The 19,013-nt window shown below is 70.8% G+C and carries 15 protein-coding genes; 8 read left to right on the forward strand and 7 right to left on the reverse strand.

What is annotated here, in order from left to right; genetic code table 11:
• Positions 1–66: 66 nt before the first annotated feature.
• The 4 genes from VFW79_RS00305 to VFW79_RS00320 all read left to right on the forward strand — a co-directional run bounded on the left by VFW79_RS00305 (position 67) and on the right by VFW79_RS00320 (position 3,954).
• Positions 67–1,587: an aldehyde dehydrogenase family protein gene (locus tag VFW79_RS00305; RefSeq protein WP_329675327.1), complete on the forward strand. Its 1,521-nt coding sequence runs from the start codon at positions 67–69 to the stop codon at positions 1,585–1,587.
• A gap of 8 nt (positions 1,588–1,595) precedes the next feature.
• Positions 1,596–1,955: a DUF779 domain-containing protein gene (locus tag VFW79_RS00310; RefSeq protein WP_329675328.1), complete on the forward strand. Its 360-nt coding sequence runs from the start codon at positions 1,596–1,598 to the stop codon at positions 1,953–1,955.
• Positions 1,956–2,294: 339 nt separating this feature from the next.
• Positions 2,295–2,696 carry a DUF1003 domain-containing protein gene (locus VFW79_RS00315; protein WP_329675329.1) on the forward strand — a complete coding sequence of 134 codons (402 nt, stop codon included), beginning with the start codon at positions 2,295–2,297 and terminating at the stop codon, positions 2,694–2,696.
• Positions 2,697–2,727: 31 nt separating this feature from the next.
• Positions 2,728–3,954 (forward strand): MFS transporter, encoded by a 1,227-nt coding sequence (locus VFW79_RS00320; RefSeq protein ID WP_329675330.1) that lies wholly within the window; start codon positions 2,728–2,730, stop codon positions 3,952–3,954.
• Positions 3,955–4,042: 88 nt separating this feature from the next.
• Here the strand turns inward: VFW79_RS00320 and VFW79_RS00325 are convergent, their stop codons facing one another.
• From VFW79_RS00325 to VFW79_RS00355, 7 genes are all read right to left on the reverse strand, one after another.
• Positions 4,043–4,879, reverse strand: coding sequence for a universal stress protein (locus VFW79_RS00325; RefSeq protein ID WP_329675331.1), 837 nt, complete (start codon positions 4,877–4,879; stop codon positions 4,043–4,045).
• Between the two features lie 131 nt (positions 4,880–5,010).
• Entirely contained in the window at positions 5,011–7,629 is a 2,619-nt protein-coding gene (locus tag VFW79_RS00330) for a cation-transporting P-type ATPase (RefSeq protein ID WP_329675332.1), read from the reverse strand.
• Between the two features lie 51 nt (positions 7,630–7,680).
• Positions 7,681–8,613 carry an ABC transporter permease gene (locus VFW79_RS00335; RefSeq protein ID WP_329675333.1) on the reverse strand — a complete coding sequence of 311 codons (933 nt, stop codon included), beginning with the start codon at positions 8,611–8,613 and terminating at the stop codon, positions 7,681–7,683.
• Positions 8,613–9,548: an ABC transporter permease gene (locus VFW79_RS00340; protein WP_329675334.1), complete on the reverse strand. Its 936-nt coding sequence runs from the start codon at positions 9,546–9,548 to the stop codon at positions 8,613–8,615. The genes VFW79_RS00335 and VFW79_RS00340 overlap by 1 nt, the downstream gene beginning before the upstream one ends.
• A complete protein-coding gene (locus VFW79_RS00345) occupies positions 9,545–10,687 on the reverse strand; it encodes an ABC transporter ATP-binding protein (protein WP_329675335.1) in 1,143 nt (380 codons plus the stop codon). Before VFW79_RS00345 ends, VFW79_RS00340 begins: the two co-directional genes overlap by 4 nt.
• Positions 10,688–10,689: 2 nt before the next feature.
• Positions 10,690–11,940, reverse strand: coding sequence for an extracellular solute-binding protein (locus VFW79_RS00350; protein WP_329675336.1), 1,251 nt, complete (start codon positions 11,938–11,940; stop codon positions 10,690–10,692).
• A gap of 65 nt (positions 11,941–12,005) precedes the next feature.
• On the reverse strand, positions 12,006–13,019 hold the full coding sequence (locus VFW79_RS00355) for a LacI family DNA-binding transcriptional regulator (protein ID WP_329675337.1): 1,014 nt from the start codon (positions 13,017–13,019) through the stop codon (positions 12,006–12,008).
• Positions 13,020–13,302: 283 nt separating this feature from the next.
• On the opposite strand from VFW79_RS00355, the gene manD reads away from it, so the two are divergent.
• The 4 genes from manD to VFW79_RS00375 all read left to right on the forward strand — a co-directional run bounded on the left by manD (position 13,303) and on the right by VFW79_RS00375 (position 18,983).
• The gene (gene manD / locus VFW79_RS00360) at positions 13,303–14,529 is read left to right on the forward strand and encodes a D-mannonate dehydratase ManD (RefSeq protein WP_329675338.1); all 1,227 of its coding nucleotides are present in this window, start codon (positions 13,303–13,305) and stop codon (positions 14,527–14,529) included.
• A gap of 67 nt (positions 14,530–14,596) precedes the next feature.
• Positions 14,597–16,150, forward strand: coding sequence for an altronate dehydratase family protein (locus tag VFW79_RS00365; RefSeq protein WP_329675339.1), 1,554 nt, complete (start codon positions 14,597–14,599; stop codon positions 16,148–16,150).
• Between the two features lie 53 nt (positions 16,151–16,203).
• Positions 16,204–17,625 carry a glucuronate isomerase gene (uxaC, locus tag VFW79_RS00370; protein ID WP_329675340.1) on the forward strand — a complete coding sequence of 474 codons (1,422 nt, stop codon included), beginning with the start codon at positions 16,204–16,206 and terminating at the stop codon, positions 17,623–17,625.
• Positions 17,626–17,642: 17 nt separating this feature from the next.
• Complete coding sequence (locus VFW79_RS00375) at positions 17,643–18,983, forward strand: mannitol dehydrogenase family protein (RefSeq protein ID WP_329675341.1); 1,341 nt, start codon at positions 17,643–17,645, stop codon at positions 18,981–18,983.
• Positions 18,984–19,013 lie beyond the last annotated feature (30 nt).

Raw genomic sequence — 19,013 nt, forward strand, 5'->3', positions numbered from 1 at the left:
GTGCTCGCCGTAGACGGCCGACGCGGCACCGGCACGAGGTCCACTGCCGTGCAAAGGAGCAACGACATGAAGTACGTCGCACCCGGACAGCCCGGAAGCATCGTCTCGGTCAAGCCGAGGTATGAGAACTTCATCGGTGGCAAGTGGCTTGCCCCGACGCACGGCAAGTACCGCGTCGACGTGACGCCGGCCACCGCGGGGCCCATCGCCGAGGTCGCCGAGTCCACGCAGGAGGACGTCGAGCTCGCACTCGATGCTGCACATGCCGCGAAGGACGCGTGGGGTGAGGCGACGGCGACCGAGCGCGCCGCGGTGCTCAATGCCGTCGCCGACGCGATCGAGCAGAACATGGAGATGCTGGCGGTCGCCGAGAGCTGGGAGAACGGCAAGCCGGTCCGGGAGACCCTGGGCGCCGACATCCCGCTGGTCGTCGACCACTTCCGCTACTTCGCCGCAGCGGCACGTGCGGAGGAGGGCAGCTCCACGGAGATCGACAAGGATCTCGTGGCCTACCACTTCCGTGAGCCGCTCGGTGTCGTCGGGCAGATCATCCCGTTCAACTTCCCGCTGCTCATGGCGGCCTGGAAGCTCGCACCAGCGCTCGCGGCGGGCAACTGCTCGGTGCTCAAGCCGGCCTCCCCGACCCCGTGGTCGATCCTGAAGCTGATGGAGGTCATCGAGGACGTCGTCCCGCCGGGAGTGATCAACGTCGTGACCGGGCCTGGTGCGGAGATCGGCAAGGCGTTGGCCGCCAACCCGCGGATCGCGAAGATCGCGTTCACCGGTGAGACGGTGACGGGGCGGCTGATCATGCAGTACGCGGCGCAGAACCTGATCCCGTCGACCACCGAGCTCGGCGGCAAGTCGCCGAACATCTTCTTCAGCGACGTGATGGCCCACGACGACGAGTTCCTCGACAAGGCGATCGAGGGTCTGGTGCTCTACGCCTTCAACAAGGGCGAGGTGTGCACGGCGCCGTCCCGAGCGCTGATCCAGGAGGACATCTACGAGGAGTTCATGGCGCGCTGCCTCGCACGGATCGCCAAGATCAGGCAGGGCGACCCGCTGGACACCGAGACGATGATCGGGCCGCAGGTCTCGAAGCAGCAGATCGAGAAGATCGCCTCGTACGTCGACATCGGCCGCGCCGAGGGCGCCGAGGTCCTGATCGGAGGCCACCGGGCATCGATGGAGGGCGACTTCGCCGGCGGCTACTTCTACGAGCCGACGGTGCTCAAGGGTCACAACAAGATGCGGGTGTTCCAGGAGGAGATCTTCGGCCCGGTGCTGGCCGTCACCACCTTCAAGGACGACGAGGAGGCATTGGCGATCGCCAACGACACGCTCTACGGGTTGGGCGCCGGGGTCTGGACACGTGACGGGAACCGGGCGTACAAGATGGGTCGCAAGATCAAGGCCGGTCGCGTGTGGACGAACTGCTACCACGCGTACCCGGCCGGCGCGGCCTTCGGTGGCTACAAGATCTCCGGCGTCGGCCGCGAGAACCACCGGATGATGCTCGACCACTACAGCCAGACCAAGAACCTCCTGGTCAGCTACAGCACCAAGCCGCTCGGCTTCTTCTGAGGAGTGTGATGTCCGAGCCAGTCACTCCGGCACGCATCACGGCCACCCCGGCGGCGCGCGAGGCGATCGTTCGCCTCCGCGCCGCGCGGGGCGCACCGGTGATGTTCGTGCAGTCCGGCGGGTGCTGCGCCGGCAGCACACCGATGTGCTATCCCCTCGGGGAGTTCATCCTCGGCGACGTCGACGTGCTGCTCGGCGACGTCGACGGCTGCCCGTTCTACATCGACAGACGCCTCGACGAGGCCTGGCACCAGGACGTCTTCCTGCTCGACGTCGAGGAAGGCGAGCCCGAGGGCTTCTCGCTACCGGCTGGCGACAACCTGCACTTCGTCACGCTCTCTCCCGCCTGCGCTGTGACGACTGACTGAGGTTCCCCGACTCGAACGAGCCCGGCCGAGGCGGTCCACCACGCGCTGCGGTGCTCCGTCGCCCCCGGTACGCAGGGCACCTCTGTCGCCGGGTACAGGGGGAGCGCAGGTCTGTACGACGCCCGTCGTCGGCGCACACGAAAGGCCCGGGATCTGGCGGGATCAACCGGGCCTCAAGTGCGTCGAGAACCGCGAACGGATTCGACGCACCCAGCATCTCACACCCGCGAGCACCTCGTCGGCCTCGTCGCACGGAGTCACGACGCCCGCACCGGCATGATGGGCGGCGCACGTTCCGTGCCCGCGCGAACCGGTCGCGCGACGACCCCGGAGGCTTCGATGACCACCACCACCCAGGCTCCGCCCGCGCATCATCCGGTCGTGTCGGCGTTGGCGAAGCGCCGAGCGGAGGACCTCCAGCTGCGGGTCGCGGACAAGATCACCGCGTTCGCGGGATCGATGACGTTCCTGTACCTGCACGCCGCGGTCTTCGCGGTCTGGATGCTGGCGATCGAGAAGAGCCCGTGGCCGACGCTGACGCTGGTCGTCTCCCTCGAGGCGATCTTCCTGTCGACCTTTGTCATGATCGGCCAGAACCGGCAGGCAGCGTTCCAGCAGGCGAAGGCGGACCACGACTTCGTCGAGCAGGAGCTCGAGCTCAAGACCAACACGGACATCACCCGCGAGATCCACGCACTGACCACCGAGCTCCACCGCCGGCTCCTCGCCGACCCGTCCTGAAAGCACCGGGGGGAGTCGTCGTGAGGCAACCGTGAGCCGCCCGGCCGGGTCGACCCGCAACCCGTTCCGGTCGTTGCCGCCCGAGGTGGCGGTGCTCACCGCGGTCGCGTTCTCCGTGGCGCTGGGCTTCGGGATCGTCGCCCCGGCGATCCCGCTGTTCGCCAAGGACTTCGGCGTCAGCAACTTCGCGGCAGGAGCCGTCGTCTCGGTGTTCGCTCTGGTGCGCTTCGCCTCGGCGCCGGTGGCCGGCCGGTTGGTGGACCGCCTCGGGGAACGGCTCGTGCTGGCGAGCGGGATCGGGATCGTCGGGGTGTCGAGCCTGCTGGCCGGCCTGTCGCACAGCTACGTCCAGCTACTGGTGCTGCGGGGCGTGGGCGGTTTCGGTTCGGCGATGTTCACGGTGTCGTCGTTCGCGCTGCTGCTGCGGGTCGTCGCTCCCCACGAGCGAGGCAGGGCCACCGGTGTCTACCAGACCGGCTTCCTGCTCGGCGGCATCGCTGGTCCTGCCTTCGGTGGACCCCTGACGGCCTGGTCCTTGCGCGCGCCGTTCGTCGTGTATGCCGCGACGCTGCTGGTGGCCGGCGCGGTCGCGACGGTCTTCCTTGCCCGGACGGCTCTGACCGAGCACGAGCGCGCCGCGGGCACGGCCGACCACGTCCCGACGTCGCTGGGCACCGCGCTGCGCAGCTCGGCGTACCGGGCCGCGGTGGCGAACAACTTCGCGGTGGGCTGGGCGATCTTCGGAGTCCGTGCGTCGCTCGTCCCGCTGTTCGTCGTCGAGGGCCTGCGGCTCGGTCCGTCGTGGACGGGCGCGGGGCTGGTCCTGTCGGCCGTGGTGCAGGCACTCGTCCTCATCCCGGCCGGCCGGATGGTCGACAGCCGCGGGCGTCGGCCGTTCCTCCGTGCAGGCGCAGCGTTCGCGCTCGCCGCAGGGCTCACGATGGCGTTCGCAGGCAGCGCGCCGCTCTTCCTGGTCGGGATGGCGCTGTACGGGACCGGCTCGGCCCTGCTCGGGGTGTCGACGGCGGCCGTCGTCGGCGACGTCATCGGCGGACGGGGCGGCGCGCCCGTCGCGGCCTTCCAGATGGCGTCGGACGCGGGTGCGTTCATCGGCCCGCTCGTCGCCGGCGTGCTCGCCGATGCCGCGTCGTTCGAGGTGGCGTTCCTCGCGACGGCGGCGGTGTCCGGCCTTGCCTTCGTCACGACCGTGGCGATGCCCGAGACGCGGGCTGTGGCGCGAGACACGGTTGCGCTGTAGCTGCGGGATCGCGCCGACCTGCGGGGGAGTGCGGGGTTGGGCGTCTACAACACGACCCGGCAGGTCGGGGCGGTCGCCTGACTCGAGATCAGGTGCGCATGACGAGCACCGGGCACGGCGGGTGCAGCACGAGGGTGTGGCTCACCGAGCCGAGCAGCATCCGGGCGACGCCGCCGAGCCCGCGGCTGCCCACGACCAGGAGCCGGGCGCCCTTGGCCGCGTCGAGCAGTGACTGCGCAGGCTGGCTCTGGACCAGCTGCTGGTGGACGACGAGGTCCGGGTAGCGCTCGCCCAGGCCGGCGACCGATTCAGCCAGCGCCACCCCTTCGCCCTCCTCGACCCGCTCGTCGCGGTACCCGCGCCCCGTGTCGCCGGCCAGGAACAGGTCGGGCGAGCGCCAGGCGTGCACGACCGTGAGCTCCTGCCCCAGCCGGTCGGCCTCGGAAGCGGCAAGGGCGACGGCCGCGACCGAGTCGGGGGACCCGTCCGAGCCGACGACGACGCCGGAGCCGCCCTCGCCGGTCTCCTGCGGCACGACCAGCACCGGGCAGTGCGACCCCGCGGCGACCTGGTAGGCGAGTGACCCGGAGAAGACCCGCTCGAGCAGGCTGTACGGGTGTGTGCCGATGACGACCAGGTCCGCCTGCTCGGACGCCTCGGTGAGTGCCTTCCCCGGCGTGTCGCGGGTGAGCGTCGTCGTGACGGTGAGGTTCGGTTCTGTCGCGAGCGCGCGCTCGCGCTCGTCCTGCAGAAGCGTCTGGGCGCTCTGCTCGAGCGCGTCGTCGTACAGCTCGACGTACGGCACCCCGGTCGCGTGCACGATCTCGAGGGTGTCGTTCCGCGCTGCGGCGGCTGCGGCCGCCCAGCTCAAGGCGTCGTGGCTCGAGCCCGTCCCCTCGACCCCGACGACGACCGTGCGTGCCATGGCGTCTCTCCTTCTCGTCGATGTCCTCGCCAGAACTCGCTTCCACTCTCACTGTCCGCCGCCCACCTGGGGCTGTCCACCGGTGGCGACGAGCGCGGTCGTGCCGCCGACCCCGCCCGGTCGGCGCGGCGTCACACGCGGTCCAGGTGCCGCCAGGATCGGCTGTCGGGCTGAGTTGGTCGTCGCATCGCCGGGACGCTCCGGGACCGTCGCCGCAGCCACTTGTCGGCGGCGTCGACGGTCCAGACCGCGGGGATCGCCAGGAGGGCGAGCAGCCATCCGGTGGCGGCGGGCAGCGTCCCGCCGAGCAGACGGGACAAGGGCGGCACGACGAGGTAGACGATCAGGACGGCAGCCTCCGCGGCGACCGCGAGCTGCAGGAGCCGGTTGCCCGTGAACCCCGTCGCGCCGATCCAGCGACTCTCGCTGCGGCACGCGAACGCGTTGGCGAGCTGGCCCAGGACGATCGCCGCGAAGGCCGTCCCGGACGCCGCGGCGAGCAGCTGGGGACCGGGGTCGGCGCCGACCGACCAGCCGCCGAGCCGGAGCGTCACCACGAAGGCCACCATCGAGACGAGCGACTCGGTGGGACCGAGAACGCCGAACGCCCGACGCAGGACCCGGCGGTCGATGAGCGAACCGAGCCGGAACGGCCCGCTCATGGTGCGCTTGCTGGGACGTTCGGCGCCCAGCGCGAGCGCCGGCAGCAGGTCCGTGCCGATGTCGAGGGCCAGCACCTGCAGCACCGTGAGCGCGAGCGGGATCGAGCCGCCGGAGAGCGCCCACACGACGAACGGCGTGAGCTCGGCGACGTTGTCGGTCAGGTGGTAGGTGAGGAACTTGCGGATGTTGGCGAACGTGGACCGGCCGAGCTCGACAGCGGCCACGATGCTGCCGAAGTGGTCGTCGAGCAGCACGAGGTCAGCCGCCTCGCGTGCGACGTCCGTGCCCGAGGCGCCCATGGCGATGCCGACGTCCGCGGTGCGCAGCGCGGGGCCGTCGTTGACCCCGTCACCTGTCATGGCGACCACGTGGCCGCGGGACTGGAGGGCACGGGCGATCCGCAGCTTGTCCTCGGGGGCGACCCGGGCCACCACGACCTCGTCGCGGTCGAGCAGCTCGCCCAGGGCCGCGTCGTCCGCGGGGAGGTCCTTGCCCTCGACCACGAGCGCCTCGCCCCGCACGAGCCCGACCTCGCGCGCGATGGTCAGGGCGGTCACCGGGTGGTCACCGGTGACCATGGCGATGCGGATCCCGCCCGACCGGCACGACGCGATGGCGTCCGCGACGTCGTCGCGTGGCGGGTCCTCGAGCCCGAGAAGCCCGAGGAGGCGCAGGTCGCGCTCGACATCAGCCGCCCTGCCTGCGACGTTGCCAGTGCCCGCTGCCCGCACCGCGACCGCGACGACTCTCAGCCCGCGGGAGGCCATCGCTGTGACGGCGTCATCGGCCGCGCCCGGCACGTCGTGGCACAGCGGCAGCACGGAGTCCGAGGCCCCGACGACGTGCACCCCGTCCGGGTCCACGACCGACGACCGCCGCCGTCGGGGGTCGAACGGGTGGCGCGCGGTCCGCTCGGGGGCCGGGGGAGCATCGACCCTGCTCGCCAGGACGTGGATCGCGACGTCCATCGGGTCGCCTACCGGAGCCCAGTCGTCGCCGTGCTGCGCCGCGTGCGCGTCCGGGGAGCAGCGTGCCGCGCTGGACGCCGCGAGGCGGAGCGCGTCGAGCGCCGCGGGGGAGCCGTCCAAGGTCGCCGTCGGCGCGTAGCCGAGGCCGACCACGTCGACGACCCCCGCGGGTGTCCAGGCGTGCACGACCGACATCTGGTTGCGGGTCAGGGTGCCGGTCTTGTCCGTGCAGATGTACGTCGTCAGGCCGAGGGTCTCGACGGCCTCGAGCCGGCGGACCAGGGCGTGCCGGACGGCCATGCGCTGCGCGGCCCGCGCGAGCGACAGCGTGACGGTGGGAAGCAGCCCCTCGGGGACGAGGGCGACCGTCACCCCGATGGCGAACAGGAAGCTCTCGTTGCCCGTCCGGCCCAGCAGCAGGGCCGTGACGAAGAAGACCACCCCGACCCCGATCGCCACGAGCGCGACGACCCGGACGACGCGGTGCAGCTGCCGAGCGAGCGGGCTGCGCGGCCGGACCGCGCTCTGGGTGACCGCCGAGATCCCCGCCAGCCGGGTGGCGACCCCGGTGGCCCGGACAACAGCCTCGCCGTGGCCCTCCACGACGTACGTCCCCGCGAGGAGGTCGCTACCGGCATCGCGGGTGCGCGTGGCGCTCTCGCCCGTGAGCATCGACTCGTCGACACCGACCTGCCCGCCGGGCTCGAGGGTGAGGTCCGCCGAGACGCGGTCGCCGGCCTCGAGGATCACGACGTCGCCCACGACGAGGTCGGCGGCGTCGACCACCTGGGCGCGCCCGTCCCGTCTCACCGTCGCGTGCGCCGGCAGCAGGTCCCGCAGGCGCTCGGCGGCCCGGTCGGCGCGGTACTCCTGCGCGAACGCGAAGACGCCGTTGATGACGACGACCACGGCGATCGCGACCGCGAGCGCGGGCATCCCCGCGACCAGGGCGAGCCCGGCCGCCACCCACAGCATGACGGCGAAGAAGCTCACCATCTGACGCGCGAGCTCGCGCAGCGGGTGCGGCCGCGCGGGCTCGGGCATCAGGTTCGGACCGTCGGTCGCGAGCCGGACCGCGGCCTCGACCGACGTCAGACCCGAGCCGGAGCGATACCCCACGGCACCCAACGTATCGACACGGCTCGGGTGCCGCTGGGGCGTCGCGACCGGTCAGTCCTCGCGCGACTCCTTGACCCGGGCGACGAGCTGTGTCGGGCTCACGAAGCGCAGGGCGATGATGAGGATGACCATCATCGTGAGCGTGTAGACCACGGCCATCGACGAGATGAGCGGACGCTCCGTGCCGCCGCCCGCGGCCGTCATCGCCCGGTACATCGCCACGACGAGCGTGTCGGACTGTGGGCCCGAGACGAGGAACGTCAGCTCGAACATCCCCACCGTGCGGACGAGGACCAGGATCGAGGCGGCCAGCACGCCGGGGATCAGCAGCGGGAAGAGGATCTTCGTGAAGACCCTCCCGATCGAGGCCCCGGACATCCGCGCCGCGTTCTCGATGGTCGGGTTGATCTGCTCGATGAACGGCGTCATCGTCATGATCACGAACGGGACCGAGGGCACGAGGTTCACGAGGATCACCGCCGTGAGCGTGCGCCCGAGCCCGAAGTTGTACATCACGGTGGCCAGCGGGATGCCGTAGGTGATCGGCGGCATCATGACCGGCAGCAGGAACAGCAGGGTGACGGCCTTCTTGAACGGGAAGGTGCGCCGTGCGAGCAGGTAGGCGGCCGGGACGCCGATGAGCACGGCAATGACGATGACCAGCAGGGCGACCGTGAGCGTGACGCCGATGATCTGCGCCATGCCGAAGGTGTCCCAGGCCCCCGTGTACCAGCTGGTCGTGAAGGACTCGGGGAGCCACGTGCTGAACCACCCCTTGCCGAACGAGTCCACGACGACGCTGACGAGGATGCCCACCAGGAAGATGAAGAACGCGGCGGTGCCGGCCCACACGAACCAGGTCGACGGGGCGGCCGTGAGCGAGCGCTCGCCGGGCGCGCGGGCTGCGGCGTTGCGCGCGTTCCGCGCCGCGCGTCCGCGCTGGATCGGCTCGCGCGTACCCAGCGGAGCAGTCTGTGTCGCCATCAGCCCTTGCCTCCAGTCGAACCCTTGTACATGGACGACCTCCACAGGAGGACCAACGCGATCACGACCAGCTCGACGACGCCCATCATCACGGCGATCGTCGAGGCCATCGGGTAGTCGTTCTGCTCGCCGAACGCCCGGAACGCCATGAGCGACATGACACGGGTCGAACCCATGGCGTCACCGACGAGTCGGGCGGACGGGAAGACGCTGAACGCGAGCACGAACGTCAGGATGAAGGTCGTCGCGAGGCCGGGGGCGAGCAGCGGGAGGATCACCCGCCGGAATCGCTGGACCCAGTTCGCGCCCATCGTCCTGGCGGCCGCCTCGATCGAGGGATCGATGCCGGACAGGTAGGACGAGATGAGCAGGAAGGCGAACGGGAACCCGGAGATGACCAGTGAGAAGACCACACCGAGGTAGTTGTTCACGAGGGCCAGCGGCTGGTCGATCACGCCGATCTGGATGAGGAACCGGTTGAGCCAGCCCTGCCGTCCCGCGAAGATCAGCAGTCCCTGCGCGGTGAGCACCGTGCCGAGGGTGATGGGCAGGACGAGGAGGGTGGTCAGCAGCTTCTTGCCGCGGAACCGACGACGGAGCTTGAAGGCCATCGGCACCGAGGCCAGCACGTTGAACAGCGCGACCGGCAGGGCCAGGCGCATCGTCAACCAGATGGAGTCGAACACGAACGAGTCCTTGAAGAACCCGACGTAGTTCGACCAGACCCCTGCCCCCCACTTCTCCTGCATCGCGGGCGACGGCTGGAACGTCAGGCCGATCCCGTAGGAGAACGGGTAGATGAACAGGGCCACGGCGAAGAAGAGGGCCGGGACGAGCATCCACAGGGACTTGTCGACCCCTCGCTCGGCGAGCCGGTGCCGCAGGCTCGCCGTCGACCGGGTGCGCGCACCCGCGGGAACCGTCGGCGCGCTCATGTGCGCACCTCCAGCAGCTCCCTCTCCTCGACCGACAGCGTCGCCGGGTCCAGGAGGTCCGCTGCGAAGACGAGCACGCGCGCGGGGTCCGCGGTGAGCTCGACGACGCTGCCGACGTCGGGGGCATGGTCGGCGCGCACGTGCAGGTTCCGGCCGTCGGGGCCCGTGACCCCGACCGCGAACTCGCGTCCGTGGTACTCCACCACGGACACCGTGGCGGTCACCGAGTTCCCTGGGTGCACGGGGACAGCGGGGGAGACGACCACGAGGTCTTCGGGGCGGATCGCGACGCGGACGTTCTCGCCGACCGTGACGGGCTGGGCTGCGGTCCCCCGCAGCGTGAACCCGGGCGCCCCGACCGTGACTGCTGAGCCGTCGATCGCGGTGACCTTGAGGTCCACGAGGTTGCGGTAGCCCATGAAGTCGGCGACGTGCCAGTTCGCCGGGTGGTTGTGGAGCTCCGCCGGCGTCCCGATCTGCTGGACGCGGCCCTCGCGCAGGACGACGAGCCGGTCCGCCATGGACAGGGCCTCCTCCTGGTCGTGGGTCACGTAGAGGGTCGTGAGGCCCAGCGACTGGTGCAGGCGCCGGATCTCGGTGCGCATCTCCAGCCGCAGCTTGGCGTCGAGGTTCGACAACGGCTCGTCCATGAGGACGAGTCGCGGCTCGACGACGACGGCCCGCGCGATCGCGACTCGCTGCTGCTGGCCGCCCGAGAGCTGTCCGGGCAGCTTGGACGCGTGCTGCTCGAGCTTGACCAGGGCGATCGCGTCGGCGACGCGTCGCTTGATCTCGGCCTTGGGGATCTTGCGCATCTCCAGGCCGAACGCGATGTTCTTCTCGACCGTGAGGTGCGGGAACAGGGCGTAGTTCTGGAAGACCATGCCGAAGTCACGCTTCTCGGCAGGCAGGAGGTCCACGCGCTGGTCGTCGATGAGGATCTCGCCGTGCGTGAGGGGGAGCAGCCCCGCGAGGCAGTTGAGCGCCGTCGACTTGCCGCAGCCCGACGGTCCGAGCAGGGCGATGAACTCGCCCTGCCGGATCGTCAGGTCGAGGCCGACCAGGGCGTCCTGACCACCGAAGCTGCGTCCGACGTTCTTCAGCCGGAGGGACTGGAATGCTCTGGTCGGCGTCGACATGCTTACTTCACCGTGTACTTTCCGGTACCGATCTCGCGGTCCCACATGTCGAACGCCGTCACCAGGTTGGCGGGCGTCAGCGGAGTCGCCTTGGGCATCTTCTCGATGAGGGCGTCGTACCAGTCGCGGCCGAAGTCCTTGATGGCGGTCTGGCTCGCGGCCGGTGCCTTGTCGATCGTGGCGCCCTTCACGGCGGGACCGGGGTAGAAGTACCCGTTGTCGTACGCCATGGCGTTGACGTCGGGGGTGAGCATGTACTGCAGGAGCTGCAGGATCGCCGACATCTTGTCGGCGGACTGGCCCTTCGGGACGACGGCGTAGTGCGCGTCAGTCACCCACGTGAACTTGTCGAAGGCGGCCGCCTCGATGGTCTTCGGCTCGGTGCCGAGGACTCGGGGGTTGATGTCCCAGCCGGTCGTCGTCGGGATCAGGCTCCAGGTGCCGTCGGCCATGTTGGAGATGACCTGACCGGTGCCGGTCGGGTAGTTGTCGACGTACTGACCGAGGTCCTTGAGGTAGGCCCAGGTCTTCTCCCAGCCGTTCACGGGGTCGCTCGGGTCCTTGTCGCCCAGCATGTAGGGCAGGCCCATGAGGAAGGTCCGGCCAGGGCCGGAGTTGGCCGGACGCGCGTAGCCGAACTTGCCGGGGTTGGCCTTCGCCCAGGCGAGCAGTGCCTCCGGGGTCTTGGGCACGTCCTTGACGACCGCCGGGTCGTACTGCAGGAGCGGGCCCGACGGGTAGTACGTCGTGACGACGCCGAAGTCGCCGGCCAGGTCCTGCATCTTCGCGGCGGGGTCCAGGTAGGTCTTCATGTTGGACAGGCGGTCGCCGAAGTCCTTGACGATCGGCGTCCACAGGTTCTGCCCGACGCCGGCCGACAGGCCGTCGGTGCCGGTCATCACGAGGTCGACGGACAGGTTCTTGCTGTCGACCTGCGGCTTGATGGTCCCGACGAGGTCCGGCGCGCCGGCGCTCTCCCAGGTCACGGCCGAGACGATGTCCGGGTGCGCCTTGACGAACGCGTCGACCATCGGTCCGGTGAGCTTCTGGTTCCCCGCGACATCGAGGATGTGCAGGCTGACGGGAGCCGACGGCTTGTCGGGGACGTCGCTCACGGCTCCGGTCGCTGCGCCGGTCGAGGTGCTCTCCGCCGTCTTGGCCGTCGCGCCCGAGTTCGGCGCACTGCACGCGGCGAGGACGACGCCGAGCGCGGCGACTCCGGCGACGAGCTGGAGTGGTCGGGAGATTCTCATTGACAGCCTTCTCTCTTGTCTGGTCTGGGCACCGTTGCCCGAACCGCTGGCCGCACAGGGGACGTTCAGGCCGTGCTTCGCAGGCCGTTCTCGGCTGCGAGGGGACCCGTCGACTCGCGCACCACGAGCTGGAACGACAGGTCGTGGTGGTGGGTCGCCGGTGCGGACGAGTCTCGGATGAGCCCGAGGAGCACGTCGACGCCGGCCCGCCCGCAGCTGACGAGGGGGATCCCGACGCTGGTCAGAGCCGGTGAGCTCAGCGCCGCCATCGGGATGTTGTCGACGCCCACGACGCTGATGTCGCGAGGGACTGCGACGCCGCGCTGGCGCAGGCGCTCGAGGAGCCCGAGCGCGACGAGGTCGTTGTAGGCGAGCACCGCGGTCGCACCGCTCGCGATGAGGACGTCCGCCGCGGCGACGCCTCCGGACACGTAGGGCTTGAAGGAGCCGAGGTCGATCAGCTCGGTGTCGGGGTGCTCGGCCGCGACCAGGCGCGCTGCAGCGAGCCGCTCCTGGCTCGACCAGGACGTGCTCGGTCCGCCGACGTACGCGATGGTCCGGTGCCCGAGCGCGCGCAGGTGGGCCATGGCCTTGCGGACGCCGTCGAGGTTGTCGATCAGCACCGCGGGGAGGTCGCCGCACCGTCGGTTGACGAGCGCCAGGACGCACTCCTGGGCGAGCTCGTGGATCACCGAGTCGGGGGCGCGGGGGGAGCACAGGACGATGCCGTCGACGTGGCGGCTCATCTCGCGGACGAGGTCGGCCTCCTGGCTGGGGTCCTCGTCGGAGTCGGCGATCATCACGGCGTACCCGGCGGCGCGGGCGCGGTTCTGCACGCCCTTCGTCACCGAGGAGAAGAACGGGTTCTCGAGGTCGGGGACGATCAGGCCGATCGCGCCGCGGCGCCCGGTGATGAGGCCGCGGGCCGTGAGGTTGGGGCGGTAGCCCATGCCTCGGGCCGTGTCGAGCACGCGCGCCAGGGTCTCCGGGGCGACCTCGTCGGGCTTGGCGAGAGCGCGGGAGACGGTGGAGACGGACACACCGGCAACACGGGCGACATCACGGGCGTTCACAGCCACGTGCTCACCTCCATCGGCGTCGTCGGCCACGGCGGTGTGGCACACGCCAGTATGCAAACGTGTGCGGGATCACGTCAAGGGTGCATCATGACGAGGGGGCGGCGGAGTTGCAGATCGTCGCGCTGGACGGATCAAGGTGCAGGTCACATGCCATTTCTGTCCAAGGGGCGCCCCCGGTGCTAGCCTCTGGGGAGCGTTGCAGAGACGCTCATGCTGTTTCGATGAGGAGACGGAATGTCAGCCGTTCAGCACGTCTACGGCCCGGTGCCGAGGTGAGCGCCCGATGAAGATCGAGAGCGTCGACGTCGTCGTCACGAGCCCCGGCCGCAACTTCGTGACGCTCGTCCTGACGACGAGCGACGGTGTCGTCGGGCTGGGTGATGCGACCCTCAACGGACGCGAGCTCGCTGTCGCCTCCTACCTTCGCGACCACCTCGCGCCGCTGCTCGTGGGCCGCGAGGCCCACAACATCGAGGACACCTGGCAGTACCTGTATCGCGGCGCGTACTGGCGGCGCGGCCCGGTCACCATGGCGGCCATCGCCGCCGTGGACATGGCGCTCTGGGACATCAAGGGCAAGGTCGCGGGTCTTCCCGTGTACCAGCTGCTCGGCGGCCGGAGCCGTCGCGGTGCGCTCGCCTACGCCCATGCGTCGGGCACCACGCTCGAGGCGCTCTTCCGGTCGATCCGCACCAACCTCGACGACGGCTTCCGGGCCATCCGGGTCCAGACCGGTGTGCCGGGACTGGGCAAGGTCTACGGCGTCGGACGTGACCTGGCAGCCGGCGAGCGCTACGACTACGAGCCGGCAGGCCGCGTCGCGGTGCCGGTCGAGGAGAGCTGGGACACGGGCGCGTACCTGCGTCACATCCCCGGTGTCTTCGAGGCCGTCCGTGCCGAGTTCGGATCCGCACTCCCGCTCCTGCACGACGCGCACCACCGGCTCACCCCGAACCAGAGCGCGCAGCTCGGCCGATCACTGGAGCCCTACGACCTGTTCTGGCTCGAGGACTGCACGCCCGGGGAGAACCAGGAGGGGCTTCGTCGGGTCCGGTCGCAGACCACGACCCCGCTGGCGATCGGTGAGGTGTTCACGGGTGTCTTCGACTACCAGACCCTGATCACCGAACAGCTGATCGACTACGTGCGGTCGTCCGTGACCCACGCCGGCGGGATCTCGGCGGTGCGCAAGCTCATGGACTTCGCGGCGATGTACCAGATCAAGTCCGGGTTCCACGGTCCGACGGACGTGTCGCCGGTCGGGATGGCAGCCGCACTGCACCTCGACGTCGCGATACACAACTTCGGGATCCAGGAGTACATGCGGCACAACGCCCAGACGCTCGAGGTCTTCCGGACGAGCTACACGTTCGTCGACGGGCTGCTCGACCCGGGCGAGCTGCCAGGGCTGGGCGTCGAGCTCGACCTCGAGGCGGCCAGGTCGTTCGCGTACGCACCGGCGTACCTGCCGGTGAACCGGCTGCTCGACGGCACCGTCCACGACTGGTGAGCGTGATGAGCAGCCACGAACCGCCGACGGGCCCCGCCGGCGCGGCCCACGAGGAGAGGCACCCGTCATGACCCCGAGCACAGCGCCGGAGATCGCGCTCGCCGACTGCGCACTGCTCCTGCGCGGCGACGACGACGTCGTGGTCGTCACACGCGAGCTGCCCGCCGGCACGAACGTCGTCACGGCGACCGGGAAGGTCGTCGTGCGCGACGACATCCCGCGCAGTCACAAGCTGGCCGTGCGCAGCGTGCCCGCGGGGTCACCGGTGCACAAGTACGGGCAGTCGATCGGGCTGGCGACGGTCGACATCGCCGCGGGCGACCACGTCCACGTGCACAACCTCGGGATGGACAGCACGGAGCGCGCCCACGAGCTCGGGACCCAGCGGACCGTGCTGCCGGCTCCGGTCGGCCCCGAGCGGACGTTCCTGGGGTACCACCGCGCGAACGGCCGGGTCGGCACCCGCAACTACGTCGGCGTCCTGACGTCGGTGAACTGCTCGGCGTCGACCGCCAAGATGATCGCGGAGCAGTTCCGGGGCATGGCTCTTGACGCGTTCCCCCACGTGGACGGTGTCGTCGCCCTCACGCACCAGAGCGGGTGCGGGCTCGTGCCGGGCAGCGACGGGGCGAACACCCTGCTGCGCACGCTGCGCGGCTACGCCCGGCACCCGAACTTCGGCGGCGTGCTCGTGCTCGGGCTGGGCTGCGAGATGGTGCCGGTCCAGTCGCTCGTCGACGGCCTCGGCCTGCCCTCCGACACGCTAGTGCAGACCCTGACGATCCAGGACACGGGCGGGGTGCGGGCGACGGTCAAGGCCGGGGTCGAGCGCATCAAGGCCATGCTTCCGGAGCTCGACGCGCGCCGTCGTGAGCCGGCCCCGATCAGCGAGCTGGTGCTGGGCCTCAACTGCGGCGGCTCGGACGGCTACTCGGGCATCACCGCCAACCCCGCGCTCGGCTACGCGTCCGACCGGCTCGTCGCTGCCGGCGGGACCTCGATCCTCGGCGAGACCCCCGAGGTGTTCGGTGCCGAGCACCTTCTGACGCGTCGAGCGGTCTCCGAGGGCGTGGGCCGCAAGCTGCTCGACCGGATCGACTGGTGGCAGGGCTACGCGCAGGCCGGCGGGGGGACTCTCGACAACAACCCGTCGCCCGGCAACAAGGCAGGGGGGCTGACCACGATCCTCGAGAAGTCGCTCGGCGCGGTGGCGAAGGCGGGCCAGGCCGACCTGGCCGCCGTCTACGAGTACGCGGAGCCCGTCACCGAGCGCGGCCTCGTGTTCATGGACACCCCCGGCTACGACCCCGTCTCCGTGACCGGCATCGTGGCCGGCGGCGCCACGGTGGTCTGCTTCACGACCGGCCGGGGCTCCGTCTTCGGGTGCCGGCCGACGCCGTCCATCAAGCTCGCGACGAACACCGAGATGTACAAGCGGATGAGCGATGACATGGACATCAACTGCGGTCGGATCGTCGACGGCACGGCGAGCCTCTCGGACGTCGGGAACGAGATCTTCGAGCGCATCATCGCGGTCGCGTCCGGGGAGCTCACGGCGAGCGAGGACCTGGATATCGGCCAGGAGGAGTTCGTCCCCTGGCAGCTCGGCACCGTCACGTGACCGCCGCCTGCCGACGATCGCCGCCCGTCCGACCACATGAAGAGAACGGAACCATGTCTCCCCAGCCAGCTCCCCTCGCCCTGCACCCTGACCGCCTGCTGCCCGTGGACCCCGCGGTCCGCGCCGTCGCGAGGCGCCTGTACGACGAGGTACGCGACCTGCCGATCCTCTCGCCGCACGGTCACGTCGACCCGGCGATGCTCCTGGACGACGTGCCGTTCCGGGACCCCGCGCAGCTCTTCGTGACGCCGGACCACTACGTGACGCGCCTGCTGCACGCGTCGGGAGTGCCGCTCGAGGAGCTCGGCGTCGGCCAGGGCCCGCTGTCGGAGCCGGCCGCGCGCGAGGTCTGGCGCCACCTCTGCTCACGCTGGGACGTCTTCCGGGGCACGCCCGTGCGCTACTGGCTGGAGTCGGAGCTCGCGGACATCTTCGACGTGACGGTCCGGCCCTCGGCTGACACGTCGGACCTCATCTACGACCACCTCGCCGAACGGCTCGGCCAGGACGCCTACCGTCCGCGCGCGCTGTTCGAGCGGTTCAAGATCGCCGCCCTCGCGACGACGGACGACCCGTGCGACGACCTCGCGGTGCACGCGGCGCTCGCGGCGGACGACACGTGGCACGGACGGGTCATCCCGACGTTCCGCCCCGACCTCTACCTCGAGGCCTCCGAGCCCGACTGGCCTGCTGCCGTCGCGCGGCTGGGCGCGACCGCAGGCGTCGACACGTCCGGCTACGCGGGCTGGGTCACGGCCATGGAGGACCGGCGCCGGTACTTCGTCGAGCACGGCGCCCGGTCGGCCGACCACGCGCACCTCGACGCGGGCACCGCGCCCCTCGCCGCGGCCGACGCCGAGCGGATCTACCGCTCGGCGCTCGCGGGCACGGCGACGCCGGTCGAGGCGGTCGCCCTGCGCCGTCACATGCTGCTCGAGATGGCGCGGATGTCGACCGAGGACGGTCTGACGATGACCCTCCACACGGGCGTCCTGCGCGGTCACCACGAGCCGTCGAAGCAGCGCTTCGGTCCGGACACCGGGCACGACATCCCGCTGCGCGGCGACTTCACCGAGCCGCTGCGCCCCCTGCTCGAGCGGTTCGGGACCCACCCGAACCTCAAGCTCGTACTCTTCACGCTCGACGAGACCGTCTTCTCCCGCGAGCTCGCTCCCCTCGCCGGCTTCTACCCGTCCGTCTACATCGGCGCACCGTGGTGGTTCCTCGACGCCCCGGACTCGGTACGCCGCTGGCGGTCGGCGGTCACGGAGACCGCAGGGTTCTCCCGGACGTCCGGGTTCATCGACGACACGCGGGCGTTCTGCTCGATCCCGGCGCGCCACGACATGTCGCGGCGCCTCGACAGCGGCTATCTCGCCCAGCTCGTGGCGGAGCACCGTCTCGACGAGGACGAGGCGGTCGCGGCGGCGGTCGACCTGGTCAGCGGTCGCCCCCGCGCGGTCTTCGGGCTGTGACCGAGCTCAGCAGGACCGTGAGCGCACCGCCCGTGCGTCACGTCCACCTCGGGCTCGGCAACTTCTTCCGCGCGCACCAGGCCTGGTACACCGACCACGCCGGGGACGGCGCCGAGTGGGGGATTGCGGCGTTCACCGGTCGGTCGCCCGATCTCGCCACGGCGCTCGCGGCGCAGGACGGTCTCTACACGCTCGTCACCCGCGCCGCGGACGGCGACCGGTTCGAGCTGATCCGGAGCGTCGCGCGACCTCTCGCGGCGGACGACCAGGCCGCGCTCCTCGGGTACCTCGCCGATCCGGAGGTCCGCATCGTCACCACGACCGTCACCGAGGCCGGCTACGTGCGCCGCGCGGACGGTGGGCTCGACGTCGATCGGCCTGAGATCGTGGCCGACGTCGCGACGCTGCGCGCGGACCCGACCGCTCTGGTGCGGACGGCCCCCGCCAAGCTCGTCGCCGGCCTGGCCGCACGCCGCCGGGCGGGGGTCGGAGGGCTGACCATCGTGCCCTGCGACAACCTTCCCGACAACGGCTCGGCCGTCGCGCGCGTCCTGGCCGACCTGGCCGATCTCGTCGAGCCCGGCCTCGCCACGTGGATCGCCGACAACGTCGGCTTCGTCACGACGATGGTGGACCGGATCACCCCCGAGCCCACGGCGGAGGACCTCGCGACCGTCGAGGCTCAGACGGGTGTCCACGATCGCGCTCCCGTCGTCACCGAACCGTTCACCGAATGGGTGCTCAGCGGCCAGTTCGTCGCCGGCCGACCCCGGTGGGAGGACGCCGGGGCGACGTTCACCGACGACGTCGGCCCGTTCGAGGAGCGCAAGCTGTGGCTGCTGAACGGGGCGCACTCGATGCTCGCGTACGCCGGGTCCCTGCGTGGTCACGTCACCGTGGCCGACGCGATGCGCGACGCGACCTGCCGCGTGTGGCTCGAGGAGTGGTGGGACGCGGCGTCGTCCCACCTGAGCCTGCCGCCCGCAGACATCGCTGCCTACCGCGCCGCCCTGACCGAGCGCTTCGCGAACCCGCGCATGCGGCACAGGCTTGACCAGATCGCCTTCGACGGGTCGCAGAAGCTGCCGATCCGCACGCTGCCGACGCTCCGCCGCGAGCTCGCCGCAGGCCGGATCCCGCCAGGAGCCACGCGACCGGTCGCCGCCTGGGTGTGCCATCTGCGCGGCCACGGGGCAGCGGTGACCGACGCGCGGGCGGCCGAGATCCTGCCGCTCGCGACCGGTCCGCTGCCCGACGTTGTCCGGCGCGTGCTCGAGGCTCTCGATCCCGAGCTGGCCGGCAACGTGGCGCTCGTCGCGGCGGTCCTCGCCCAGGCGCGCGAGCTCGAGAGCCCCTGATCGTGCTGTTGACCCGTCATCCTGTTGCTC

This window comes from Cellulomonas sp. (assembly GCF_036279715.1).
Lineage (GTDB): Bacteria > Actinomycetota > Actinomycetes > Actinomycetales > Cellulomonadaceae > Cellulomonas_A.